The organism is Acidobacteriota bacterium, assembly GCA_016715115.1.
Lineage (GTDB): Bacteria > Acidobacteriota > Blastocatellia > Pyrinomonadales > Pyrinomonadaceae > JAFDVJ01.
The window spans coordinates 901,032-925,282 of the sequence record JADKBM010000016.1; the positions used below are offsets into that span (position 1 = coordinate 901,032).

General features: G+C 54.0%; 23 protein-coding genes and 1 tRNA gene. 13 read left to right on the plus strand and 11 right to left on the minus strand.

Going from position 1 to position 24,251, the window contains the following annotated elements; all coding sequences use genetic code 11:
• Positions 1 to 44: 44 nt before the first annotated feature.
• On the minus strand, positions 45 to 1,349 hold the full coding sequence (locus tag IPN69_21855) for an aspartate aminotransferase family protein (protein ID MBK8813352.1): 1,305 nt from the start codon (positions 1,347 to 1,349) through the stop codon (positions 45 to 47).
• Positions 1,350 to 2,458: 1,109 nt separating this feature from the next.
• Here IPN69_21855 and IPN69_21860 point away from each other — a divergent pair.
• Positions 2,459 to 2,534 (plus strand) — tRNA-Thr (locus tag IPN69_21860).
• Positions 2,535 to 2,779: 245 nt separating this feature from the next.
• Here IPN69_21860 and IPN69_21865 read toward each other — a convergent pair.
• Complete coding sequence (locus IPN69_21865) at positions 2,780 to 3,142, minus strand: hypothetical protein (protein MBK8813353.1); 363 nt, start codon at positions 3,140 to 3,142, stop codon at positions 2,780 to 2,782.
• A complete protein-coding gene (locus IPN69_21870; GenBank protein MBK8813354.1) occupies positions 3,139 to 3,894 on the minus strand; it encodes a hypothetical protein in 756 nt (251 codons plus the stop codon). Before IPN69_21870 ends, IPN69_21865 begins: the two co-directional genes overlap by 4 nt.
• Before the next feature lie 307 nt (positions 3,895 to 4,201).
• Here IPN69_21870 and IPN69_21875 point away from each other — a divergent pair, with 307 nt between their 5' ends.
• Positions 4,202 to 4,762, plus strand: a complete 561-nt coding sequence (locus IPN69_21875) for a DUF4256 domain-containing protein (GenBank protein MBK8813355.1) — start codon at positions 4,202 to 4,204, stop codon at positions 4,760 to 4,762.
• Between the two features lie 487 nt (positions 4,763 to 5,249).
• Here the strand turns inward: IPN69_21875 and IPN69_21880 are convergent, their stop codons facing one another.
• Positions 5,250 to 6,404 (minus strand): hypothetical protein, encoded by a 1,155-nt coding sequence (locus IPN69_21880; GenBank protein MBK8813356.1) that lies wholly within the window; start codon positions 6,402 to 6,404, stop codon positions 5,250 to 5,252.
• Between the two features lie 305 nt (positions 6,405 to 6,709).
• On the opposite strand from IPN69_21880, the gene IPN69_21885 reads away from it, so the two are divergent.
• Complete coding sequence (locus IPN69_21885) at positions 6,710 to 7,948, plus strand: ATP-binding protein (GenBank protein MBK8813357.1); 1,239 nt, start codon at positions 6,710 to 6,712, stop codon at positions 7,946 to 7,948.
• 10 nt (positions 7,949 to 7,958) lie between these two features.
• On the opposite strand, the gene IPN69_21890 is transcribed toward IPN69_21885, so the two are convergent.
• On the minus strand, positions 7,959 to 9,479 hold the full coding sequence (locus tag IPN69_21890; GenBank protein MBK8813358.1) for a glycerol-3-phosphate dehydrogenase/oxidase: 1,521 nt from the start codon (positions 9,477 to 9,479) through the stop codon (positions 7,959 to 7,961).
• 149 nt (positions 9,480 to 9,628) lie between these two features.
• Between IPN69_21890 and IPN69_21895 the strand changes: the two genes are divergently transcribed.
• On the plus strand, positions 9,629 to 10,210 hold the full coding sequence (locus IPN69_21895) for a DUF2585 family protein (protein ID MBK8813359.1): 582 nt from the start codon (positions 9,629 to 9,631) through the stop codon (positions 10,208 to 10,210).
• Between the two features lie 321 nt (positions 10,211 to 10,531).
• Entirely contained in the window at positions 10,532 to 10,726 is a 195-nt protein-coding gene (locus IPN69_21900) for a hypothetical protein (protein ID MBK8813360.1), read from the plus strand.
• Positions 10,727 to 11,265: 539 nt separating this feature from the next.
• On the opposite strand, the gene IPN69_21905 is transcribed toward IPN69_21900, so the two are convergent.
• The 3 genes from IPN69_21905 to IPN69_21915 form a co-directional block, all read right to left on the minus strand.
• On the minus strand, positions 11,266 to 11,880 hold the full coding sequence (locus IPN69_21905) for a transposase (protein MBK8813361.1): 615 nt from the start codon (positions 11,878 to 11,880) through the stop codon (positions 11,266 to 11,268).
• 254 nt (positions 11,881 to 12,134) lie between these two features.
• Positions 12,135 to 12,926, minus strand: a complete 792-nt coding sequence (locus tag IPN69_21910; GenBank protein MBK8813362.1) for a hypothetical protein — start codon at positions 12,924 to 12,926, stop codon at positions 12,135 to 12,137.
• A 5-nt stretch (positions 12,927 to 12,931) separates the two neighbouring features.
• Positions 12,932 to 13,477: a DUF4149 domain-containing protein gene (locus IPN69_21915; protein ID MBK8813363.1), complete on the minus strand. Its 546-nt coding sequence runs from the start codon at positions 13,475 to 13,477 to the stop codon at positions 12,932 to 12,934.
• A gap of 183 nt (positions 13,478 to 13,660) precedes the next feature.
• Between IPN69_21915 and IPN69_21920 the strand changes: the two genes are divergently transcribed.
• The 5 genes from IPN69_21920 to IPN69_21940 all read left to right on the plus strand — a co-directional run bounded on the left by IPN69_21920 (position 13,661) and on the right by IPN69_21940 (position 19,990).
• A complete protein-coding gene (locus IPN69_21920; protein MBK8813364.1) occupies positions 13,661 to 15,670 on the plus strand; it encodes a GAF domain-containing protein in 2,010 nt (669 codons plus the stop codon).
• Positions 15,671 to 15,773: 103 nt separating this feature from the next.
• Positions 15,774 to 16,157: a hypothetical protein gene (locus IPN69_21925; protein ID MBK8813365.1), complete on the plus strand. Its 384-nt coding sequence runs from the start codon at positions 15,774 to 15,776 to the stop codon at positions 16,155 to 16,157.
• Positions 16,158 to 16,162: 5 nt separating this feature from the next.
• Entirely contained in the window at positions 16,163 to 17,326 is a 1,164-nt protein-coding gene (locus IPN69_21930; GenBank protein MBK8813366.1) for a terpene cyclase/mutase family protein, read from the plus strand.
• A 169-nt stretch (positions 17,327 to 17,495) separates the two neighbouring features.
• Positions 17,496 to 18,521: a DUF354 domain-containing protein gene (locus IPN69_21935; protein MBK8813367.1), complete on the plus strand. Its 1,026-nt coding sequence runs from the start codon at positions 17,496 to 17,498 to the stop codon at positions 18,519 to 18,521.
• Positions 18,518 to 19,990, plus strand: coding sequence for a sugar transferase (locus tag IPN69_21940; GenBank protein ID MBK8813368.1), 1,473 nt, complete (start codon positions 18,518 to 18,520; stop codon positions 19,988 to 19,990). The genes IPN69_21935 and IPN69_21940 overlap by 4 nt, the downstream gene beginning before the upstream one ends.
• Here the strand turns inward: IPN69_21940 and IPN69_21945 are convergent.
• Positions 19,912 to 20,313: a hypothetical protein gene (locus IPN69_21945; GenBank protein ID MBK8813369.1), complete on the minus strand. Its 402-nt coding sequence runs from the start codon at positions 20,311 to 20,313 to the stop codon at positions 19,912 to 19,914. The two genes, IPN69_21940 and IPN69_21945, sit on opposite strands and share 79 nt — an antisense overlap.
• Between IPN69_21945 and prmC the strand changes: the two genes are divergently transcribed.
• The 3 genes from prmC to IPN69_21960 all read left to right on the plus strand — a co-directional run bounded on the left by prmC (position 20,296) and on the right by IPN69_21960 (position 22,736).
• Positions 20,296 to 21,147: a peptide chain release factor N(5)-glutamine methyltransferase gene (gene prmC / locus IPN69_21950; GenBank protein ID MBK8813370.1), complete on the plus strand. Its 852-nt coding sequence runs from the start codon at positions 20,296 to 20,298 to the stop codon at positions 21,145 to 21,147. The genes IPN69_21945 and prmC overlap by 18 nt on opposite strands.
• 506 nt (positions 21,148 to 21,653) lie before the next feature.
• A complete protein-coding gene (locus IPN69_21955) occupies positions 21,654 to 22,109 on the plus strand; it encodes a YtxH domain-containing protein (GenBank protein ID MBK8813371.1) in 456 nt (151 codons plus the stop codon).
• A gap of 87 nt (positions 22,110 to 22,196) precedes the next feature.
• Positions 22,197 to 22,736: a hypothetical protein gene (locus IPN69_21960; protein MBK8813372.1), complete on the plus strand. Its 540-nt coding sequence runs from the start codon at positions 22,197 to 22,199 to the stop codon at positions 22,734 to 22,736.
• A 290-nt stretch (positions 22,737 to 23,026) separates the two neighbouring features.
• On the opposite strand, the gene IPN69_21965 is transcribed toward IPN69_21960, so the two are convergent.
• Both IPN69_21965 and IPN69_21970 read right to left on the minus strand, forming a co-directional pair.
• Positions 23,027 to 23,380 (minus strand): hypothetical protein, encoded by a 354-nt coding sequence (locus tag IPN69_21965; GenBank protein MBK8813373.1) that lies wholly within the window; start codon positions 23,378 to 23,380, stop codon positions 23,027 to 23,029.
• A 104-nt stretch (positions 23,381 to 23,484) separates the two neighbouring features.
• Positions 23,485 to 24,057 carry a Spy/CpxP family protein refolding chaperone gene (locus IPN69_21970; GenBank protein ID MBK8813374.1) on the minus strand — a complete coding sequence of 191 codons (573 nt, stop codon included), beginning with the start codon at positions 24,055 to 24,057 and terminating at the stop codon, positions 23,485 to 23,487.
• Between the last annotated feature and the right edge of the window lie 194 nt (positions 24,058 to 24,251).

The window sequence follows — 24,251 nt, forward strand, 5'->3', positions numbered from 1 at the left end:
TTGCGCGGGATCTCCCTCAAAAACGTCCGATGTTGGAGCGATGATCAAACCATCGCAAAACCGTGATCGAGCGCAGCGATCAATTCGTCGACATTGTCCTTCGTCGAATTGAGCATCATTCCCGTGCGGATGACGTTGCCGTAGAGACCGCCTTTGCCGATCAGGACGCCGCGGCGCTTGGTTTCTTCGAAGACCGTGAGCACGGCCTGCGAATTCGGTTCTTTCGTTTGCCGATCGACGACGAGTTCGATTCCCTGCATCAATCCCTTGCCGCGGATGTCGCCGATGACCTGGTATTTTTCCTTCAGCTCGTGCAGCCGTTCGCTGAGATAGTCGCCGACGACACGGCAATTCGTTCGCAGATCCTCGTCCTCGATCAATTTCACGATCGCCAGCCCGGCGGCCATCGAAACGGGATTTCCGCCGAAGGTTGCAAACGTCAATCCCGGAAACTTGTCGGCGATCTCGGGCGTCGCGATCGTCCAGCCGATAGGGACGCCGTTGCCCATTCCTTTGGCCGACGTGATGATGTCGGGTTCGACGCCCCAATGCTCGATCCCGAACCATTTGTCGCCGGTTCGGCCCCAGGCGGTCTGGACCTCGTCCGCAATGCAGACGCCGCCGTGCTCGCGCGCGATGCCGTAGGCGATCTCGAAATACTCTTTCGGCGGCGTGATGAATCCGCCGACGCCGAGTATCGGTTCGGCCATAAACGCCGCGATCTCGCCGGTCGTCGTCGTTTGGATCAGTTCCTTGATGTCCCTGGCGCAGGCGACGTCGCACGACGGATATTCGAGTTTGAACGGGCAGCGATAGCAGTAAGGCGCGTGGGCGTGGACAACGCCGGCGACCTGCGCCGGAAGCGGACGCCACGTCGAATGTCCGACGTGCGACAGCGCCGTCGCGCTGCGGCCCGAATAGCTGTGACGCAAAACGACGATCTCGTGCCGGCCGGTCGCGACCTTGGCGGCGAAAACGGCGGTATCGTCGGCCTCGGTCCCGCTCGACGTGAAGAACGATTTCTTAAGATTTCCGGGGGTGATCTCGGCGAGTTTTTCCGCCAGATTCGATTGGTTTTCGTGGGCGTAGAGAGTCGAAGTATGCTGAAGTTTTTTCGTCTGTTCGATAATCGCTTCATTGACCTTCGGATTCGCGTGACCGACGCTGACGGTCAGCACGCCGCCGAAACAGTCGAGATAGCGGTTGCCGTCGCTGTCCCAGACGTGCTCGCCCTCGCCGCGGACGAGTTCGACGGGTTCCTGGTAATAGTTCGCAACGGCCGGAAACAGGAATTCTTTATGCTTGCGGACGGCTTCTGAGACGGTTGATTTTTTTTCGGTCGGATTCATAAGATTTTTCAAAAACGGGGAATGCTTTAGGTGCGTCGAATATAGATGAAATGCCGCGAGAATGCAACAAAAAGCATCGCGGTGATCGCCACGAATCGCACGAATTTCACGAACGCGTTCGAGCGATCAAAACCTGAAAGACCGTTCACGGTCAGCCGGGGGCGTTGTCGCACAACATCCAACCGGAATTAGTGAAATTCGTGCCATTCGCGGCAAGAAAGCCGTCGCGATCGCCACGAATCGCACGAATTTCACGAACGCGTTCGAGCGATCAAAACCAGAAAGACCGTTCACGGTCAGCCGGGGCGTTATCGCACGACATCCAACCGGAATTCGTGAAATTCGTGCCATTCGTGGCAAGAAAGTCGTCGCGATCGCCACGAACGGCACGAATTTCACGAACGCGTTCGAGCGATCAAAACCAGAAAGACCGTTCACGGTCAGCCGGGGCGTTGTTGCGCAACATCCAACCGGAATTCGTGAAATTCGCGGCAAGAAAGTCGTCGCGATCGTCACGAACGGCACGAATTTCACGAACGCGTTCGAGCGATCAAAACCAGAAAGACCGTTCACGGTCAGCCGTGGCGTTGTTGCGCATCATCCGCCCGGAATTAGTGAAATTCGTGCCATTCGTGGCAAGAAAGTCGTCGCGATCGCCGCGAATCGCACGAATTTTACGAACGCGTTCGAGCGATCAAAACCAGAAAGACCGTTCACGGTCAGCCGGGGCGTTTTCGCACAACATCCAACCGGAATTAGTGAAATTCGTGCCATTCGTGGCAAGAAAGTCGTCGCGATCGCCACGAACGGCACGAATTTCACGAACGCGTTCGAGCGATCAAAACCAGAAAGACCGTTCACGGTCAGCCGGGGCGTTGTTGCGCAACATCCAACCGGAATTCGTGAAATTCGTGCCATTCGTGGCAATGAACGCCCGGCCGTCGCGCTCGGTGATCCGGAATCAGACGGATTCCACGGTTGGAGGCAGAAATGAAACCCACGCAGACACGCCGCGAATTCTCTCTATTTAACTCACGCCCGGATTTGCCTTGGGGCCAACGTTTTTGATATAAAGTCTATTCGCCTTTCATCGGGCGTTTCAAAGATCAGCCACCCTAGCTCAGTTGGTAGAGCATTCGATTCGTAATCGAAAGGTCGTCGGTTCAAATCCGACGGGTGGCTCCATTAGAATCAGGAACTTACGGGCACCGACATTCGGCGCCCGTTTCTCGTCAGGACTCAAATTGGGACTTGAGCGATCGTTTATCGTTGATTGGCTGGCTGATCTGATGGCGTTTAGAGCCTTGATCTTTATGGACGAGCCCAGCCGGACGCAGTAGAATCTGCCGGATAATCTATTTGTTGTCATCAGGCAAGAAAGCCATAACGGTTCCTTTTCCCCAGACACGCCTACGTTTCAAAATTCAGCGTTATTGAACCGTGCAATTATCAAGAACAAAAGCCGACCTGGAAGAATCTTTATCCGAAGGGGCTTGGGCAGCTAGAACGCCTTTCACCTTGATTTTTTTGTTCTCGATTGACTTATACTTTTCGTATAGTGCATTCGCGCCTGAATTCAAATTGCATAGCCCGAAGCCCAGGCTTGAACCGTTAAATGCGGCTTGTATCAAAAATGAACCCGCATCGTTGTCATCATTTAAGTTGACAGAAGCTAAGTCACCTTCGACGATAATTGTTTTGCCGGCTAAACGGGTATTCATCAAATCGGGATAATTACGATATGCCTTGGCTATTTCGGTGGCAAAGATGAATCCAACGGAGAATAGAATCAAAACCGAAGAAAAATATGCTTCAGCAACTTGTTGTATTTATTGAGACTTTGTTTGGCAATATTCACAAACTCTAACGGCTCTAACTGATTTTCGCTAATAAAATGTTTGATTTTCGGTTCGATGAAATGATGAAAAAGAACTCCCTCTTTCTTGGTGAGAAGAGAATCAACCAAATTCAACCAAATGTACGCGACGATCAAGGACAGCACCGACACGCCGATAAGGGAAACAAATTTCGTTGTGGTGTCCGGCAACAATAAATAAGCGATTGCCGTTCCGGTTAAAGCCGCAACTGGGATAAAAAAACAACCCAAACGCAGATGTTCGTGAAAACCGGGAATCACGCGGTCAAAATCCTTTTCCAAATCGTGGAGGAAAATTGAAGCGTGTTCTTCCAAAGTTTTGCGGCTCAAATGAACTCCGCAAAACCGGCAACGGGAAATTCCTTTAGATAAAACCGCGCCGCAATTCGGACAATTATTCGGCCGTTGTTGCGCCTGCTCCGAATCCTCATTGACGACATTTTCCATCGTCTCGTTTTTGACGGGACTTTGTTCCGGTTTTTGAGCCAACGACTTGCCGTTATTATCGTTAGACTCGCTTTCGGCTTCCATCCAAGAATTCAGCGAAACCAACTCGTGTTCTTGAACTTCACGTCCGAGTTTGTCACTTAACTCCCGTGTTCGTAAATACTTGGCAATACCGGCGAGAATAACGCCGACAAATATGATGATGAATATTGTTGGTCCCATACTTAAGCTCAGTTGCGAATTAGTGTTAAACGTCTCAAATTTAAGTGCGATAAATGTTGAAAAAGTGGCTCAAAATTCATTTTCGTTGCCGCTACGAAGTCTCCACTTGGTGGGAAGGCGATTTCCCCCGTCAGGATGAACCACGCCGAACCGTGCGAGATCAACGTTCAAACTGCTGTCCCGGCCGTGACGCCGTAGTCTTTGCGATTGGAGATTATCCAGCTTAAAATTTTGAGTTAGAATTAAGGTCGATCTTAGCTCCCCTTATTCTTGATATGGAGCGGTTGACGATTTGACTCTGGAGAATATGAAAGACAAACAGATGTCATCACCGGATCGCGAAGAATTACTCAGCGTATTACAGAAGCGATTTGCGGAAAATATGAACCGCCATCAGGGTCTTGAATGGGACGATGTGCGGGCAAAACTCGAAGCGAACGGTGAAAAACTTAGATCGCTCAGTGAAATGGAAAGAACCGGCGGCGAGCCGGACGTTGTCGGGTTCGATGAGTCGACCGGCGAGTTCATATTTTTCGACTGCTCGGCCGAAAGCCCGAAGGGCCGGCGAAGCGTTTGCTACGACCGCGACGCCTGGGAGTCCAGGAAGGAACATAAGCCGGAAAACAATGGGATCGGAATGGCGACGGAAATGGGGATTGAGATCCTGACCGAGGCCGAATACCGTCAGCTACAAGAACTCGGCCAATTCGATTTGAAGACGTCGAGTTGGATCAGCACGCCTCCCGACATCAGAAACCTCGGCGGCGCGCTCTTTTGCGACCGCCGCTTCGGGCACGTCTTCGTCTATCACAACGGCGCAGAATCTTACTACGCCGCCCGAGGGTTCCGCGGTTCGCTAAGAGTTTGAGCTCCCGGGCAATTTCCTAATGAGACGGGATTGATTTTGTCCGCAAATGCGTTTGGACAGGCTTCAATCGTGCCAATTCCCGACTCCGCGGCTTGCCGCCCGGATGTGGCGGAAAGGCTGTGGAGACCGTCTCAAAAGTCCCTAGGGTCGCCGAAGGTGACGGACACCATAGCGCAGAATCGCGAGGTGAGGATCGGAATTCGACTTCCGTCTCCGAAGGAGACGAACATAAATCGATGATTGTTGGTCACTTACAGCGACCAAGACGGGAATGCAACGTCACGTAGGGTTTCGCTTCGCTTCACCCTACGCTATGTTCTTTGTCTCCTTCGGAGACTCAATTCGGTGACTTTTGAGACATCCTCCTGAGCCTTTCCGCACATCCGGGCGGCGAGCCGCTGACGATTCCGGCCGAAAATAGATCCAGATCCACCACCTAAAACGATGAGCGTCACGTGAATCTCATTCTAAATTTCCGCCGAACGGATCAAAACGGTTCGCTTTCAAAAACCCTGGTCGTCCGGTATTTCTTTTCGAACTCGATGTTGAATTGCTCAAACTGCCGGCGGTCCTCTTCCCATTCATCACGGGTCGCGAAAAATGAAAATTCGAAACGCTCTTCCATATTGCAGCCGTCGAGGTGCCAGAACATCGGCGTGTCGAACTCGGCGGCCATCATCCGGCAGATCTCGCAATCGTCGTCGATGATGTATTCGAGCGGCGAGGCGGTGAGGTTGATCCGTCGGCGCTCGGATTCGATGATCTCGGCGGGCACGCGGTCCGACAGTTCCGGTTGGCCGCGCCTGAGCCAGTCGGCGGCGAATTCCCGCAACGTCCCGACATCGGCCTTTTCGTCGGAGATCGCCGCTACAGCCAAGTCGCGGACGAAGTCGTAATAGACGACGATCTCGTTCGTCCCGAAACCGGCAAACTTGAACGCGTCCGAGTCGATCGAAAGCGGCGGCGGGCATTCCTTCGTAAATGACCATTGAAGCGCCCGCGACTGCAGATCGTGCTCGATGAAGTCGCGCCGCTCAAGCAGAAGCTCGCGCGGCGTCCGGCCGTCGAGATCGGTGCGCGGCGTCATCAGCCATTTGGCGTGAATGTCGGCGAGCAGATCCTCGTCGTCGTTGGCGCGATTGAGTTCGGACTCGGCGATCAGAAACTCGAACAGCGGATCGCCGTACAGAACGCTCCGCGCGTCGAGTTTTTGCCGCGCGCATCGTTCGCGACGCCGATCCGCAGCGCGACCCTCATATTCGGGCAGGCCGCGAATGAAGTCCCATTCGTCGGAGAGTTTGTACCGCAAAGGAAAACGTTCGCCGTTTTCATCCATCCGAATGCTGATCGTTCCTTCGGTTCCGGGATATGAATAGGTCGACTCGCAGGCGATCAGACGCGCGGCGAGATCGATGACGAGAATTCCGGCGTCGTAGGGTTCCGGATCGAATCCCTCGTAGAACCAGCCGAACGGGTTGTAGTCCGGGTCTTGTCCGCTGAAACGCTGGAACGCTTCTTCGAGCTCGGCGATGGTTTCAGGTTCAGCCGCGAGTGTTGCGACCAGTTCGTCGCCGAACGATCCGTGGGCGTAGCCGCTGATGGTGCGTGAGTTGTCAATGATGTTGATGGTGATTTCGCTCATATGTTTAGAGGCGGAGCAAGACGCGAAGTCTTTCCGTTGGTTAGATTTAAGTTACTTTCGCTGTTTGAAGCGAGGGTCAAGTGCCTGAGTGTTTTGATCGAATCGCAAGGTTTGAAACGATCGTTAATCTACGTTGAGTGAGAATTTTGTACCACAAAACCGAAATGACTGGCAAGATTTTTTTTCACAAATTTTTTTTCACAGATTTTATGTGTTTGTCAGAATCATTCAGATACAGTTGTCGATTACTCCGGTTTTCGACGCGATCGGAGCGGATCAGAAAACACTTGTCATTCACACCGTGAATGGATATCATTCATAGCGTGAATAGATTTACATTACCGCGGATTCTCCGTGCCGCACTGCAAAATCGATTGGACATAATGCCCGCCGTGGTTGTCACAGGTGCGCGGCAGACCGGCAAAAGCACATTGGCGAGGGAATTGTTATCAAACGATCGAAGGTACTATACGTTCGATGACCTCGATGTGCGTGACGCTGCGCGCCGCGATCCAACTCTTTTGACCGGCGGATCGCGGCCCATCACTCTTGACGAAGTTCAGCGCGAACCCGGAATTATGGTCGCGATCAAACGCGCAATTGACGAAGATCGTCGACCGGGACGGTTTCTGCTCACCGGATCGGCGAATTTGTTATTGATGGGCAAAGTTTCCGAATCGCTAGCGGGCCGGGCGAGCTACCTCACGCTCTGGCCGATGACCCGACGCGAACAACTCGGTCTCGGCCAGTGCGGCATTTGGGATGAATTGGTGACGACTCCTCCCGGTGATTGGATGAGCGTAATCTCAGATCAATCGGCACCATCCGAAAACTGGCAAGATCTCGCATTGCGTGGCGGTTTTCCAACTCCGGCCATTGAACTCAATTCAGCCGATGCCCGTCGGATTTGGTTCGACGGATACGTTCGCACGTATCTTGAGCGCGATCTACAGGATATTTCGGCGATTGAAGCTCTGCCGGATTTCCGGCGCTTGATGCGCGCCGCCTGTCACCGGCTTGGCGCAATGGTCAATCAAACCGAACTGGGACGAGATGTCGCGTTGCCGCAGGCGACGGTTCACCGCTATCTGAATCTTCTCGAGACGTCATATCTTCTTTTTCGCCTCCCGGCATTCGCGGCAAATCGGACCAAGAGGCTGGTTAAGTCGCCAAAGCTCTATTGGGGAGACACCGGCATCGCGCTTCATCTGGCGGAACGCGATCCCGGCGGCGAGCACTTTGAGAATCTGGTTTTGAACGATCTTCTTGCCTGGCGAGATTCGCGGAATGGGCACGCAGACTTATTCTATTGGAGAACGCAGATTGGAGAGGAGGTTGATTTCGTGATCGAAACAAACGGGAAACTCCTTCCGATCGAGGTAAAGTCGACCAAACGGCCCGGACTGAGCGACATTGGAAATCTTCGCGTGTTTCGCAGCGAATATCCCGAGAAAACATTGCCGGGACTTCTGTTGCACGGAGGAACGACCGTCGAATGGATCGCGCCGGACGTTTTGGCGGCACCTTGGTGGAAAATCATCTGAAGCGGCGCGTTCAATCTCGGGGAGGAAGATAGCCCGACGCAATCGACTCAAACTGCTTCACCTGATCATCGATCCACGCTTCGTCTTTGTCCATTTCGGCGGCGATCAGAACGGCGACACGCTGCGCGATCCCGAGCGCGGCGGAGGCGTCGAGAAACAGCGCCCTCGTGCGCCGCGCGAGTACGTCCTCGAGCGTATGCGCCATCTCGAATCGGACGGCGACGACGACGTCGGCGACGCGATACGGCAAGCGCTCGTGGAGGATCTCCGCAAGCGAAGGATCCGATGCTGCGAGTTCGTTAGCCGTGATCGATGTGTCTTGGATCGCAAGATCATCCGTAACGCATTTTCGGCGTTCAAGCCCCGCGTGCTCCGATGCTTGATTGACGGCGTCTTCGGCCATTCGCCGGTAAGTCGTCCATTTCCCGCCGGTGATCGTCACAAGGCCCGAAAGATCGATCTCGATCGTATGATCGCGTGAGAGCGCCGCGGTGTTTGTCGAATTCGACGCTTTGACGAGCGGCCGTATGCCCGTGAAAATACTGAGGATATCGGAACGCTTTGGCGGATCGGCAAGATACTTGGCGGCGGAATCGATGATGAAGTCGATCTCGGCTTCAAACGCGCGCGGTTCGAGTTCGATGCCCTTTACGGGCGTGTCGGTCGTTCCGAAGATCGCCCGGCCGTGCCACGGGATCGCGAACAAAACGCGGCCGTCGCTCGTTTTCGGCACCATCAGCGCGGTCGAACCCGGCAGAAATTTTTGATCGAAGACGAGATGAATTCCTTGGCTCGGCGCGATCAGATCCTCAGCCGACCGGTCCGACATACGGCGCACCGAATCGCTGAATGCACCGGTCGCGTTGATCACGCTGCGCGCACGGGCGAGAAACACCTGTCCGGTCAGTTCGTCGGAAAAGGCGGCGCCGTCGACTTTGTCGGCTTCACCGCGATGAAGCGAGAATACTCGCGCGTGATTGAGCAAGACCGCACCGTTTACCGCCGCGGTCGAGGCGATATCGACGAGCAGCCGCGTGTCGTCGAATTGACCGTCGAAATACAGGATCCCGCCTTCGAGATCCTTTTTGCGAACAGTCGGAAGTCTTTTGAGGGTCTCCTTTCTTGAGAGAATCTCCGATTTGCCGAAACCGTACTTGCCCGAAAGCAAATTGTAGGTCTTGAGGCCCGCGCCGTAAAAGAACTTGTCCCAGTAACTGTAAACCGGAACGACGAACGCCTGTTTCGAAACGATATGCGGCGCGTTCTTGAGCAAAAGCCCGCGTTCCTTGAGCGCTTCTTTGACAAGCGACAGATTGCCCTGCGCAAGGTATCGCACGCCGCCGTGAACGAGCTTCGTCGAACGGCTCGAAGTGCCCTTGCCGAAATCGTTCTGTTCGAGCAGCAAGACCGAAAACCCGCGCGACGCCGCGTCTAGAGCGCAGCCGAGCCCGGTGGCGCCCCCGCCGATGACGAGGAAATCCCAGATCTTGTCTTTCTCGCCCGCGCTCGCGAGCATTGTGGTTCGATTCATTGATTGATCCGCGAAATGACAGACGGTTCGCGCGACGATGTTAACTAGTTGCAACGTCGATCGATCTTTGTGATCGTCGCGTCCCGACGCGGGTTCACAAAGACTTTAGCAAAATTCATCGAATATATGTAAAATCGTCCGATCGAAGAATGGACGAATCACGCGATAAGCAAAACTACTATTTGCCGCTCTTGATAGCGGTCGCGGCGGTCACGGCGATGGTCGTGGCGCTTTGGCTTCAAGACCGCGTTTGGTGGTGCAAACTGGGCGATTATTCGATTTACGTTAACGACGCCTGGAACAGCAGCCATACGTCGCAGCATTTCCTTGACCCTTACACGTTGACGCACGTGCTCCACGGAGTTTTGTTCTTCTGGATCGCCGGAGTTCTGCTCACCCGGCTTTCCGGCACGTGGCGATTGGTCGTTGCGGTCGCCGCGGAAGCGGCTTGGGAAGTGCTCGAGAACAGCAATTTCATCATCGACAAGTATCGCGAAAACACGGCTTCGCTCGATTATTTCGGCGATTCGATCTTCAACTCGATCGGTGATGTCGCCGCCTGCGCGATCGGTTTCCAGATCGCCGTCAAACTCGGCTGGTTTCGCTCGTTGTTGTTCTTCCTGGCCGTAGAGGCCGTGCTTCTTCTCTGGATCCGCGACGGCCTGCTTCTGAACATCCTAATGCTCATTTATCCGCTGGAAACCGTAAAACACTGGCAAATGGGGCAATGAATTTTGGATTTTGGATTGCGGAAATTCCAGAAATTCCAAAGATTCCAAGAGATTCCAGGAATTTCAAGTGATTCCAAGGATTCCAAGTGATTCCAGGAATTCCAAGAATTCCAATCGATGCTGCGGAATCTTGAAAATCTTCAATCTGGGAGCCTGTCGGAAAAGCCGTTTGAGAACTGAATTTGCTTCTTCAAGCGTGCGGAGCACGCGAACTTGCGATAGCACCACGCGTGAAGCGGAGCGGAACGTGGTGCTATCGTACGTGCGTGTGCTCCGCGCACTGAACCGATCTTTCCGGCAGACTCGTATAATCCGAAATTCTTGGAATCCGGAATTTTTCGAATCCGGAATTTCTTCAATCTCGAATCCTGGAATCCTGGAATCTGGAATCCTGGAATCCTGGAATCTGGAATCCTGGAATCTGGAATCCTGGAATCCTGGAATCCTGGAATCCTGAATCCTGGAATCTGGAATCTGGAATCCTGGAATCTGGAATCCTGGAATCGGGAGCTTTGAAAAACTTGGTTAGAAAGCGGCCCGGTTCCTTTTCTTGATTTTTTTGAAAGTGGGTCGTTTTCTTTTCATGTTTTTTCCGTCTTTCGCCCCCGTTTCTGATCTATTTTTCGGATTCTGGCGGCATTCTCGGCGATTTCGATCGATTTTCGCAATCGATTTCGCCCGGTTTTCGTTCAGAAGGCGCACTTCTGCTTGAGTATGAAGTCGGCTCTCAGCACGTTGTACACAGTACACCACATCTGGAATCTCAGCGTGTTCCTGGCGATGTTCCTGGCCCCATCACCGTTACTTTCAGTTTCTTCCTCATGAATCCGAACGCATGTTCGACCACCTTCGCCTCTGGATTTCTTCGCGTTCTTCCGTTTCTGGCGATTCGTCAGCGGTGTCCGAGCCGCCTTGTCGAGCACTCCGTAATATATTCCGACCTCCCGCGCGCCCTCTTGGCCGCCTGAATAGGATATCCTTGTCTGCCCAGACGCTCCGTTCGTCTCCGCTCATCATCTCGTGCAGCCGTTCGTGGTCGTGAACGTTCGCCGGCGTCAGTTCGCACTTGCGGATGATCTTGCTGCCCTCGTCCTCCGATGTGGGCCCTTGTAGCCGAAGTGTTTCTTCCCGCCCTGAGAGGTTCCCGCCGCGTCCGCGTCCAGCTGCCGGCTCTCCTTCGCCTTCTCCCGCTTCTCCTTCGTCATCGGCCGGTTCGCACTCTGGATGAGCGTCGCGTCGATGATCGTTCCCCTTTTCAGGATCAGTCCCCGCTCGTCGATCTGACTCAGGATCTGTTCGAAGATCTTCTGCATCAGCCCCGCCTTCACTAGTTTCTCCTTGAACTTCCAGAAGGTCGTGAAATCTGGGATCTCCTCGTCATACCCCAACCCCACGAACTGCTGGAACGACAGGCGGTCCGCCAACTGGTCCTCAAGCTCCTCGTCGCTCAGATTGAACGCGTGCTGCAGAAACAGCTCTTCAGCTGACCTCGAACGACACCGGCGGCCTCCCGCCCCGTCCTCGCGTCCGGTCCAACTGCTCGACGATCTTAACCAATGCTTCCCAGTCCACCAGCTTGCCGATCGACTCCAGGTCCCGCCGCGGCTCGTCTTCTTCCGTCTCGACAACGTCAGCATCGCATCCATCAAAGTAAGTTGCTTCTGTTTCATGTAACTATTATATAATACAACGAGTTACAGGTACAGCCCAAGGTCCGTCAATGGAGAAATTCCGACGGCGCTGCGTCCAAATCATCGCCTTACTGTCCTAATTCAAATCCGGATACCGTCATCCAATCGACCAACCGAAACCAACCTCGAAAAGGTGAGGTTTTTCAAAGTTCCCGATTCTGGAATCTGGAATCCTGGAATCTGGAATCCTGGAATCTAGAATCCTGGAATCTTGAATCTGGAATCAGGAACCCCTATCGTTCGCCGCGGGCGGCTTCGGTCTTTGTCTCGAGTTCGACTCCGAGTTTGCGCGATGTCGGTTGATCGAACGTTTCGATCCAGCGAATCGCTTCATCGAGCACGCGCAGCTGATATTCGGGCCAGTTCGGTTTTCCGGCGGTCGCGCCTAATTCGCCGTCGTAATAAGCGGTTCTCGGAGCCCGCACGAGATCGGACGTTTTGCGGTCAACCGAGACCATCATCGTCGGGATTCCCTTCATCTCGATCGCGCGGGCGACGATGCCAAGCGTTTGGTGGCAGAGTTTCGATGCCGGAATAAGAAGAGCTGCCTGAACATCGTAGCCGGCCAAACGGTCGGCGATCCGCGGCCCGAGTTCGTTCGCGACGCGCGCCGCGTTCGGTATCCAACTCGACAGACTCCACCAGACGTTATTCAAGCTTCCGATCACCGCATTCGCTTCGTATTCGAGAAGACGGTCGATCGGGATCAGCGAATTGCGGTCTTCCTTGACCGCCGCCGGGTCATAACCCTTGGCGGAATATAGGAGATCCTCGGACTCGACCTCGACCGGTATCTCCCGGAAATTCAGATCTCCGTCGGACGCGTCGAGATCAAACGGTTCGGTGCCGTCGACATATGCGCCGGCCGACGTGATGAGCGCCAGATTCGTCATCGGAAGCGCGCGGCGCGCGGGACTGAACGGCGCGCGGACATTCTGCACGAACGGGTAACCGCTCAGATCGACATTTCCGCTCCAATTGCGAAAACGGTTCGAAAATTCATCAATCTTCTCAATCACGTCCATAAAAGTTAAAATTTGAAATCCTTCTTGAAATCAAGCGGATCCGATGTCTTTGAAAGAGCCGAAAAGTCTTTCGACGAGATCAGCACAAACGCCAGCAGCGCGGCGATCATCGCCGTCACCAGGATCCAAACCGAGTATTCGTGCAACGCGTCAAACCGAACCTTGAGCGGATCGTCGAGCGCCAGTTCGTCCATCGGACGTCCGATCTCGGTCCGCAGGAACGATATCCAGAGTCCGATCACGAAATGTCCCGCACCGCAGGCCGCCGCAACGATCGCAAGCAAGATTCTTTCGACCCAGGCGAGAAATTTGTTGACTCCCTTGGGATTAACGAACGATGTCAACAGCAGCAGCAAACCGACCGCCAATCCGCTCAAATTCACGATCATCAAATTCCGCTGAACCAACGAGCCGGCGAGTTGCTGATAATTCGGGATCTCAGCCGCGCGAAGCACCGCAAATGCACCCGGAGCCGCCGCAAAACTAAAAAAGACCGCGGCGCCAAGCCACAAAACAAGAAGCAGAATCCGAGTGTTCGAGAGAAATTTCATTGCTTCGATCAGCTTCCCATTATGTCGTTTTTCCGGGAAAAGGGCAACCGACACGAGTTTCCGCCCCGGCACGCCGGACGGTTGGACAAAATGCTTGAAAATGCGCTGAAGGATAGGGCATAATTGAATTGCAAAACATTGTTTTTGCAGGTGCCCTTCCCTTTTGTCCCGCACATCCCGCAAATGACTTCAACCACGAAAACCTCGGTTCTGTCGATAATTGTTTTGCCGCTGGCTCTGACCGCGGCGATCCTCCTCATTTCGGAGTTATCGCAATACTACGCGCTTGAACTTGCCGAACATCTGGCGATCCGGAACATCGACCCAAGATGGTGGCACTACCCGCTTTTTCTTATTCTCGGAGTCCTCGTCGGTCTCCTCAGCAACTGCTTCCCGATCAAGAAGACCCTCCCGTCGGCGCTTGCCTTTGTTGGCCTCTGGTTCGCCCTAAGCTTTGTCGCGCTTAACTATTTCGAAACCAACCTTTACTTCCTGCGCGTCGCCTTCATCACACTTGCGACGTTGATCGCGGTCCACCTCAAGAAACTCTGGACGATCGATCAGGAGCTCACCGAGAATCTTGTCAACCTGGCGACGACCGGAAGCCTGATCGAAGTCAAATCCGCCGAAACGCGCATCGATATCGGGCTTCAGTTGCTCGAGACAGTACTGCCGCTTTCCGAGGCGATCGTTTTCAGAGTCGATCGAAACCAGAATTTTCGCCCGATCGGGCGTTCGCGAAATGGAACTGCGCAACCGAAAATGCAGGCGCGGCAGGCCGCCTGGCGGGAAACCGTGGCCTTTTGCGAACGCGCCTTCCGCGACCGGCAAACGATAGTGCATACGGACAACAACGAATCAAAGTCTGCGCGGGTTGCGTTGCCGTTGGTTTATGAAGGCGCGGCCGTCGGAGTTCTTTTTGTCAGGGTTCATCAAAACTTCGAACGCGCCGACCAACATCTGCTCGAGTCGTTTTGCGATCAACTGGCACGCAACTTCAAGCGGCAGGAACTCCGCAGCAAGAACCTGCCGAACAAGTTCTGGTGGAGTTTTTTGTCAACCAACTCGGCCGAGATCCGCGTCGGAACAACGAGTTTGATAAGGAGTTTGATCAAAGAGCAGTCTTTCAGCGCCGTTGCAAGTTCGTATCTGAAGGAAGCCCACGCGATCGCCTATCTCGACGGAACGCTCGCATATGTCAATCGGCAAATGCGCCATCTTGTCGATCTCCAATCTAAGCAGATCTCGGATCTCGACCTGTTCGGGCTACTCAAGAATTTCCGGACCGATGCGTTCAGCGAACCGCACCTCGCGATCCGCCGTGTCCTCCAAACAGGCGAGGTCTACCGAAACGAGTTGGTTTTTCAGGAGAAAAAAACGCTCGATCTACAGATCTCACTGGTCAAGGTTCCGTCGGACAATGCATCGATCCACGATACCAACGTCGCGCTTAAACCGGCGTGTTTCCTCATAACCCTGATCGACATCACGGCTGTCAAGGAGAACGAAAAGCTCCGCTCCGATATGGCGAGCCTGATGTCGCACGAGTTGCGCACACCGGTCACGAGCATCAAGGGCTTTGCCGAACTTCTGTTGATGGACGATTCGATCACGACCGAAAACCGCGAGTTCCTTCAGATCATCGCCAACGAGTCCCAAAGGCTTTCGAAGATGCTCTCGACGTTTCTCTCGGTTTCAAATCTCGAGCAGGGAGACAAGAAAGACGTCAACAAATCGGCCGTTAGGCTCGATTCGGTCGTCGGTGAGGTCGTCGACGAATTCAAGGAAAACGCCAAACGCAAGAGAATTCAGCTGGTTGCGAAGAACGCGCCGAATCTGCCGCCGATCGCCGCCGACAAAGGGTTGATCCGGCGCGCGGTGTCGAACCTGATCGACAATGCGATACGTTACAGTCCGGAGCGCACGCAGGTGTTGATCTCGACGATACTTGAGGCCGACTTCCTGCGCGTCGTCGTGGAGGACCGCGGTTACGGCATCGAGCGCAGCGAACACGAGAAGATTTGGGAGAAGTTCTATCGTGTCGCGCGCGACGGCCAGGACAAACAGGAGGAATCGACCGGCCTGGGACTTTCGCTGGTAAAGGAAATCGTCGAACAGCACGGTGGAAACGTGACCGTTGAATCGCAGATCGGCCAAGGATCGAGGTTTAGCATCGCGTTGCCGAGACTTTAGCGATTTGCGATTTGCGATTTGCGATTTGCGATTGGGGATTTGCGATTGGAGCGCAACCGTCCCGGTTGCATTGCGCGCATCGCGCGAACCAACCGGATGGGGATTGGAGATTCCAGATTCCAGATTCCAGATTCCAGATTCCAGGATTCCAGATTCCAGGATTCCATTCCAGATTCCAGGATTCCAGATTCCAGGATTCCATTCCAGATTCCAGGATTCCAGGATTCCAGATTCCAGGATTCCAGATTCCAGGATTCCAGATTCCACAAATCGCAAATCCCAAATCCCAAATCCTAAATCCCAAATCGCAAATCCCAAATCCCAAATCGCAAATCCCAAATCCCAAATCGCAAATCCCAAATCCCAAATCCCAAATCGCAAATCCCAAATCGCAAATCCCAAATCCCAAATCGCAAATCGCAAATCGCAAATCCCAAGCTTGGCTTTTGAATTTGCGCTCGATTCACCGATAATTGTTTCGTTTTGAGTAATTTGGGGGAAATCGAAAAGATATACGGCGAGCTGTTTTCTTATTGCCAGGCCGAAGACTTCGCCGGATGGGATCCGTTTGACGGCCTAAACAGCCGATATTTTCAAGCGACGCCGCTGAGGCATATCGCGCCCGCTCGGCTTTTGTTCCTGCAGGTTGTCAAACGATCGGCGCGAAATCTGCGGCCGCTGCTGAAGATCGAAAAAGGCGTCAACCCCAAGGGAATCGCGCTCTTCGCGCTTGCCGAACTTTCAAGGTTTCGCTCTACGAAGGCCGAGGCCCACGCCGAACGCGCGAAACGGTTCCTTGCTCAGCTTCTGGACCTGTCGATCGAAAATCCAAAATCCAAGGTCCAACATCGGTCGTGGGGCTATAATTTTGACTGGCAGTCGCGTGCCTTTTTCGCACCGTGCGGGACGCCGACGATCGTCCCGACCGCCTTCGCTGCGCAGGCCTTTTCGGAGGCTTTTGAACTTTTCGGCGACGAAGCTTACGCCCGAACTTGCGGAGAAGTGTGCGAATTCATCAAGTCGGCTCTGAACCGTTCGTTCGAATCCGACACCGAGGTCTGTTTCAGCTACACGCCGCTCGACCGGAGCGTGATCTTCAACGCATCGCTGCTCGCGGCGGAGGTTTTGGCGAATCGAGGCGGCGAAGAGAATCTGGAACTCGCCGCGACGGCGGCGCGCTTCGTCGTTGATCGGCAACGAAACGATGGCGCCTGGGCATACGGCCCGAAACTTCGCCACGCTTGGGTCGATAATTTCCATACCGCTTATATTCTATTGTCTTTGCATCGTTTGCAGTCCATCGTTCCGCATCTTGATGGCGGCGCGGCGGTCGAAAAAGGATTATGTTTCTGGCTTGATAACTTCTTTCTCGAAGACGGCGCTCCGAAATACTTCGATCGCGAATCATATCCGATTGACGTTCATTCGGCATCCGCCGCGATCGTCGCTTTGTGCGAGTTGAACGAAGTTGACCCACGATGTTTGCCGCTTGCAAACAAGGTCGCGGGCTGGCTAATCTCGAATATGCGTGACGAGAGCGGTTATTTTTATTATCAGAAACGAAAACGGTCGACGGTCAAGACGCCTTTCGTCCGTTGGTCAAATGCCTGGACCGCATACGCGTTGGCGCGGCTCCTGGAAGGTGGTGAGCAGTGAGCAGTGAGCAGTGAGCAGTGAGCAGTGAGCAGTGAGCAGTGAGCAGTGAGCAGTGAGCGGTAAGCGGTGATTACCGATCCTTTTGCCTTCTTGCTTTTTACTTTCTATTACTTTCTACTTTTCACTTTTCACTTTCCCTTTTCACTTTCCCTTTTCACTTTTTGGATTTATGCGAATCTGGATCGATCTCGGGAACTCGCCGCACGTGCCATTCTTTCGGGCGCTGGCGCCGGAGTTTGAGCGGCGCGGCCACGAGGTTCTGTGGACGGCGCGCGATTACGCGCAAACGGTCGAACTCGCGCGCGCTGCCGGTCTTCCAATCACTGTATTCGGAGCCCACGGCGGCAAGAGTGTCGTTCAAAAGGGACTGAAATACGCTTCTCGGATCGTGCAACTCACGCGTTGGGCGCGCGGACGCGGCATCGATCTCATACTTTCGCACAATTCCCACGAACCGCTGGCGGTCGCGCGTCTGCTCGGGATCGAATCCGTGAACCTGATGGATTACGAACATCATCCGGCGAACCGGCTTTCCTTCCGGCTCGCGTCGCGATTGGTCGTTCCGGAGAGCTTCCCCGACAATATTCTCGAAAAACTCGGCGCCGTCGCGAAGACCAAAAAGTTCCAAGGCATCAAGGAAGATGTCTATCTCGCCGATTTTCAGCCCGACCCGGGCTTTCAAGTCGAACTCGCAAAACTCGGGATCGCGCCTGAGAATATCCTCGTCGTCGTTCGCCCGCACGCGCCCGAGGCACTTTATCATCGCGGCGTCGCGAACGAGCTTCTCGACGCGCTGCTCGAACGGTTCGCCGCCGAACCGAACGCCAGGATTGTCGTTCTGCCACGCAAGCATTACCAAGGCGAGGGAATCAGAAAGGCGCACCCGCAACCGAATATCATTTTTCCGGAGCGCGTGCTTGACGGCGCGAATCTGTTGGCGGCGGCCGATCTCGTGATCAGCGGCGGCGGCACGATGAACCGCGAAGCCGCGGCCCTCGGCGTGCCGACGGCAACCATCTTTGCGGGGCGCCCGGCGGCGGTCGACGAATATCTTCTACGCGAAGGGCGACTTCTTCGAATTGAATCTTCCGCCGATCTGTCGAAAATGGAACTGCGTAAAAAAACCGGCCTCGACGTCCGCGACGCATCGGGCGTGCGCGATCAGGTGGTAAACTTCATCCTGAACGAATCGTGAACATCGAGCCGAAAGACAACAATCTGCAACGCTCCGAACGGCGCGTCCCCGAATGGCTGCTTCCGACCGTGAAGACCTTGATCTTTGCGGTCGACGCGACGCTCGCGGCCGTATGTTTTTTCGCTGCGTTCTATTTGCGCGAGGACAAGCCGATCTTCTCGCAGACCGCCTGGGCTTGGTCAAAGGAATTCGTGCCTTACGCCGGGATCTTCTTCTTTGTCGTTCCGATACGTGCCGCAATGATGCTCTATCAAGGTGTTTATCGCCTTCAAGGTGCGTTTTCCTATACCGCGGAGGCGTTCAGGGTCTTCAAAGCCGTCCTTGTCGGATCGTTGCTGATAATCGCCGTCGCCTTTCTGTTTCGCGGCGGTTTTGCGTTTCGCGATTTTTCGTATTCACGCGGCGTCTTTCTGGTCGATTTTGCTTTCGCGCTGGTGGTATTCACTGCTTTCCATCTCGCGATTCGTTATTTGCAGACGGTTTTTCGGCGGCGCGGAATCAATCTCATCCCGACGCTCATCGTCGGCGCAGGTTCCGATGCCGAACGAACGCGGGCCGAACTCTTCGATTCGCCGGAACTCGGCTACGAGGTCGTCGGAACGATCAACGATCTCGAGCGTCTTCCGGACCTGATCCGCGAGTTCGCGATCCAGGAAGTGATCATCACCGACGAACGGATTTCGAGCGACCGCCTCTTCGAAGCGATGATGCAGATCGACCGCTCGCAGCGCGTGGAATTTCGCTTCGCGCCCAGTTTGTTTAATCTGATGCCGCAGAAGACCGAGGTCGAACAGATCGGCGTCCTGCCCGTCGTGACGCTTTTTCAGGAACCGTTGACGGATGCGCAACGGTTCGTAAAACGAGCGTCCGACATCGTTGTTTCAACCGTCGCGCTGATCATCACCGCGCCGATCTTCGCGGTCGTCTCGCTGGCCGTGAAACTCGATTCACGCGGCCCGGTCTTCTTTCGCCAGGAGCGCGTCGGAATGGACGGCCGGGTTTTTCTTTGCCACAAGTTTCGGACGATGCTTGCGGACGCCGATGATTCGATGCACCGCGAAGCCTACCTGAAGAACATCGAAGGGGCCGCGGGCGCGAATGCCGGCAATGACGACGAGCCTGTCTTCGGCAAAGTGAAGGACGACCCGCGGATCACTCGAATCGGTCGTTTCCTGCGGCGCACGAGCCTTGACGAACTGCCCCAGTTCTTTGACGTTCTGAAAGGCGATATGAGCGTCGTCGGAGCGCGGCCGCCGATACCGTACGAGGTCGAGAATTATGAGGCGCGGCATCGCCGGCGACTGGATATGAAGCCCGGGATCACCGGACTGTGGCAGGTTTCGGGGCGCAACCGCCTGTCGTTCGAGGAGATGGTCCGGATCGACCTTTTTTACATCGAGAACTGGTCGATCTGGCTCGATCTGAAGATAATCTTGCTGACGCTCCCGGCCGTTCTGCGCGGAAACTGACGGGATTTGGGATTTGCGATTTGCGATTTGCGAATTGCGATTTGCGATTTGCGATTTGCGATTTGCGATTTGCGATTTGCGATTTGCGATTTGCGAATCGGGATTTTGGAATCTGGATTTTGGAACCTGGAATCTGGATTTTGGAATCTTGAATCTGGAACCTGGAATCTGGAACCTGGAATCTGGAACCTGAAATCTGGAATCTGGAATATCTGGAATCTGGAATATCTGGAATATCTGGAATCTGGAATCTTTAATATCTTGAATATCTTGAATGGCTTGAATCTGGAACCTGGAATCTTGAAGTGGCCAATGTCTCGCAAATACTGATCGACGCAACGGCCGCGCTTGAGTTGGCGGGGATCGCCGAACCGCGGCGAGAGGCGTCTTCGTTGCTGGTGTTTGCGCTCGGGCGCGACCGGACGTTCCTGATCGCGCACCCCGAGTATGCGCCGACGGACTCCGAACGGCGGGCGTTCGACAACTTTCTGGCGCGGCGGTCCGCGCGCGAACCGTTGCAATACATAACCGGCCGACAGGAATTTTACGGACTGGATTTCGCCGTCTCGCCCGACGTTTTGATCCCGCGACCCGAAACCGAGGCGATCGTCGAACACGCCATCGAATTTCTACGTGAATTTGAGAATCCGCGCTTTTGTGAGGTCGGAGTCGGTTCGGGCTGTATTTCGGTCGCGATCCTGGCGAACTTGCCGGACGCATTCGGTCTGGGTCTCGATGTTTCGGGAACGGCGCTCGAAGCGGCGCGTTTGAACGCGCACCGGCACGATGTCGGATCACGATTCGAGACGCGGCTTTCGGACGTATTCTGTGCGCTCGAAGCGAACGAATCGTTCGACGCGATCGTTTCGAATCCGCCGTATGTTCCGGCCGGCGATATGCAAGGGCTACAGCCGGAAGTTCGCGATTTCGAGCCTTTGATCGCCCTTTCGGACGGTGCCGACGGGCTCTCGATCGTTAAACGGATCATCGATGGAGCGCCGCGTTTTCTGCGTTCGGGCGGACTTCTCCTGATCGAGATCGGCGTCGGACAATCCGCCGAAACGGCGTCGTTCGTCGATTGCTCGATCTGGTCATCGGCGGAGTTTCTGAGCGACCTTCAGGGAATTCCGCGCACCTTGAAGATCTTTCGAAAATGAAGTTGCCCCGCGATTCCGACGAATTGTTTTAGCTCCGATTAGATTTTGACACGAAACAGAACCGCGGCTATCCAAAATGCTTGAGCATCCCCAGGCAAATCAAGCCAGAATTGCTTTTAAGTTAAACAAATCGCAGATTTCTTAAGCTAGAGAGAATTAACTTAGCTGGCCTTAAGTCAAACACAAATCGCGCATTAGCGAGTTTTGCCCGCGAATACTCGCGAATCCGCGCAAATGGAGCGTTATGAAATTGGGCCACCAGACCGGCCAAAGTGTTGAAAGTCCATTTGTTCGTTAGTGTTCGGACGGAATCTCATTCGCGCGGATTCGCGCGAATTCGCGGGCAAACTTTCCATTGCGACACGAAATCCGGACTGGTCGAAGCCGTACCGGCCCCTCAAAATCTTTTAGCTTTTTACTTCATTCTTTTTCTGCTATATTCAACATATCGAGAATTTAGCTTGTTTTGACTGTAAAGATCTCGTTTTGCAGTACGGAGGAATTTTATGAGACACGAAGTTGAACGCGAAGAAACGGGCGCGACCACCAAACTGACCTATCTGTTGATCGGCGGCGGGATCGGGGCGATCCTTGCGCTGCTTTTCGCTCCCAAATCGGGAGAGGAACTGCGCGGAGACATTGCCGATGTTACGCGGAAAGGAATCGAAAAGGGCAAGGAAGCCGCGATCGTGGCCAAAGACCGCGCCGGCGAATACTACGAAGTGACCCGCGAACGCGCCGAGGGACTTTACCAGTCCGCCCAGGAAAAGGCCGGCGAGTTCAAGGAAAAAGCCGCCGAGTTGACGGAAAAAGCGAAAGAAGCCGCGGTCCGTTCGACCAACCCTTTCACGGCCGCGATCGAAGCCGGAAAGGAGGCTTACACCGAGGAAAAACGCAAGACGGAAGTCAAGGTGATCGCCGAAGGCCGTCCGACGTATCCCGTTGAAACGAAAGAAAACTAATTTGATTTGGGAATTGTGATTTCGGATTTTTGAATTGACTGGTCCAAGTCGGAATCCGAAATCACAAATCCGAGATCCGAAATTGCTATGAATTTCGATAATCCACAATTCTGGATGATGATCGCGTCGATTGTGATCGCGATTTGCTTTATCGTGATGGCGATCGCGCTGATCGCCATCGCGATCACCGTCAAGCGCGTCGTTGCGACGGTCAAGAACGTCGAGGAACGCGTCGAGCCGTTGATCGCGAAGGTGAACGCGATCGGCGAACAAGGCAAGCTGATTTCGGTTCAGTTCAACGATATTTCCGAGAACCTGTCGGCCGCGACGAAGTATTTTGCCGAATCGGCCGGTCTGGTTCGCGAAGAAGTGGCCGAACTCAAGTTATTGGTCGGACAGACGGCGATCGTCGCCAGGGACAAAGTCGAACTGGTCAGCAACACCATCGACCGAACGCAACTGCAGGTCATCACGACGACCGATTTCATTCAGAAGAAAGTCGTCGAACCCGCTCGCGAGATCGCGGCGATTATGGCCGGAGTCCGCAAGGGCCTCGAGGTTCTTTTCGCGCCCGCGCCAAAACAGATCGATCGCGTTTATATCGATGACGAGATGTTCATCGGCTGATCCGGTTCATATTCGGGAAATCGAAACGGCGTCCGGTTCGGGCGCCGTTTTTTCGATTAGTCCCTCCAAAGATAAGAGATCGGAACCACATACAGTTCCCTTCCAAAGGCGAGAAACTTGTCACCGCTGTGTCGACCTCAGTGTTGCTTGAGTTGAGGAAGTGAAAGGCACTTTGCGCGTGTTTGGCTCCAATCGAGATGTTTTCTGAGTTCCGCGACGACGAAGTTCTCAACAAGACCTCCAGCTGAAGTCGAATCGCCGAGAAGTCTCTCAACATCGCCTCCGACAAGCTAACCGGCGAGACCGCTTGCAGCATTTGCCTGCAAATCTTTCAATAACATTAAGATAATCTTAAGGATGCTGAAAGAATTGCAGGCAATCCCCCGGTCGGCAATAGCGTCCGGATATTGCTGGTAGGGTTCCGTGTTCCCGGAATTCTCCGCGACTTCGCGCCTTTGCGGGGAAGCCCGCGTCTTTTCGCGGTTTCCGGCACGGTTATCAACCTCATCTATTCGGAAGACAGTGATTTCGGAGTAGTCGATAGCGGATATTTGATACTTTTCAGTCTGCGAATGAGCACGGCTTTCGAATCCGCTGTATCCCGTGAAAGAAAGACGATAATTTCCTTGAACCCGGCTTTTCAAAGCTCCCTGATCTCGTTTCAGAAACAAGTCGGATTTTTGAGTTGAAAACAAAAAGACGCCGGTGTTGATCGCCGGCGTCTTTTCAAAAGTAACGACAGGAGAGCTTAGTCGTTATCCTTCTTCGGTTCGGGGGTTGTCGTTTTGATTTGCTCGCGCAATTGACGGCGTTCTTCGCGCTTGCGCTTCATTTCCTCTTTTCGGGCGTCGAGCTGCGCGCGTTGTTCCGGCGTCAGGATCGCGAGAACCTGTTCGTGCGTCTTCTTTCCGTTCTCCTTCATCTCAGCCTTGAAAGCTTCGAGTTTCTGCTGCTGTTCCGGAGTGATCGTCCCGTCGCGTTTGGCGGTCATAAGCGTTCGCATCTCTTCACGATTACCCGCGAACGCGTTGCGTCGGCTTTCCATGATCGTCTTGAACTGCGCCTTCTGATCTTCCGTCAAATTCAGAGCGCGGAGTCCCCGCATCATTCCGCCTCTCCTGCCGAATTTCCCGCGCCGCATACCGCGGCCGTCGCGCTTGCCCATTCCGTCGCGCTTGCCGCCACGGCGTTCAACGCGTTCCTGTTTCTGGGTCTCGGTCGGCGTTTCGGTCTTCACCTCTTGCGCCGAAACAAAGGTCGAAAATGCGATGATTGCGGTGCCGGCCGTCACGGCCGAAATGATCTTGTTTTTGATTGACATAAAAATTACCTCGTCTTTTTGATTTTCTGCGGCGAATTCGCCATTCACTTGGTAAGACGTCGGTTCAAGGCATTTAGTCGAAGGTTTTTTTGAATACGGTCGTAAAGATTTGTAAAGGCCGCCTTGCTGATTTCAAAAACTTTCGGGAAATTGAATGTTTGACCTGTTTAACTTTTGCTTTTTACCACTGTAAA

Coding starts and splice junctions, on each gene's coding strand:
- IPN69_21855 (MBK8813352.1), bottom strand. CDS start 1,349: ATGAATCCGACCGAAAAAAAATCAACCGTCTCAGAAGCCGTCCGCAAG.
- IPN69_21870 (MBK8813354.1), bottom strand. CDS start 3,894: ATGGGACCAACAATATTCATCATCATATTTGTCGGCGTTATTCTCGCC.
- IPN69_21875 (MBK8813355.1), top strand. CDS start 4,202: ATGAAAGACAAACAGATGTCATCACCGGATCGCGAAGAATTACTCAGC.
- IPN69_21880 (MBK8813356.1), bottom strand. CDS start 6,404: ATGAGCGAAATCACCATCAACATCATTGACAACTCACGCACCATCAGC.
- IPN69_21885 (MBK8813357.1), top strand. CDS start 6,710: ATGGATATCATTCATAGCGTGAATAGATTTACATTACCGCGGATTCTC.
- IPN69_21890 (MBK8813358.1), bottom strand. CDS start 9,479: ATGAATCGAACCACAATGCTCGCGAGCGCGGGCGAGAAAGACAAGATC.
- IPN69_21895 (MBK8813359.1), top strand. CDS start 9,629: ATGGACGAATCACGCGATAAGCAAAACTACTATTTGCCGCTCTTGATA.
- IPN69_21905 (MBK8813361.1), bottom strand. CDS start 11,880: ATGAAACAGAAGCAACTTACTTTGATGGATGCGATGCTGACGTTGTCG.
- IPN69_21910 (MBK8813362.1), bottom strand. CDS start 12,926: ATGGACGTGATTGAGAAGATTGATGAATTTTCGAACCGTTTTCGCAAT.
- IPN69_21915 (MBK8813363.1), bottom strand. CDS start 13,477: ATGAAATTTCTCTCGAACACTCGGATTCTGCTTCTTGTTTTGTGGCTT.
- IPN69_21920 (MBK8813364.1), top strand. CDS start 13,661: ATGACTTCAACCACGAAAACCTCGGTTCTGTCGATAATTGTTTTGCCG.
- IPN69_21935 (MBK8813367.1), top strand. CDS start 17,496: ATGCGAATCTGGATCGATCTCGGGAACTCGCCGCACGTGCCATTCTTT.
- IPN69_21955 (MBK8813371.1), top strand. CDS start 21,654: ATGAGACACGAAGTTGAACGCGAAGAAACGGGCGCGACCACCAAACTG.
- IPN69_21960 (MBK8813372.1), top strand. CDS start 22,197: ATGAATTTCGATAATCCACAATTCTGGATGATGATCGCGTCGATTGTG.
- IPN69_21970 (MBK8813374.1), bottom strand. CDS start 24,057: ATGTCAATCAAAAACAAGATCATTTCGGCCGTGACGGCCGGCACCGCA.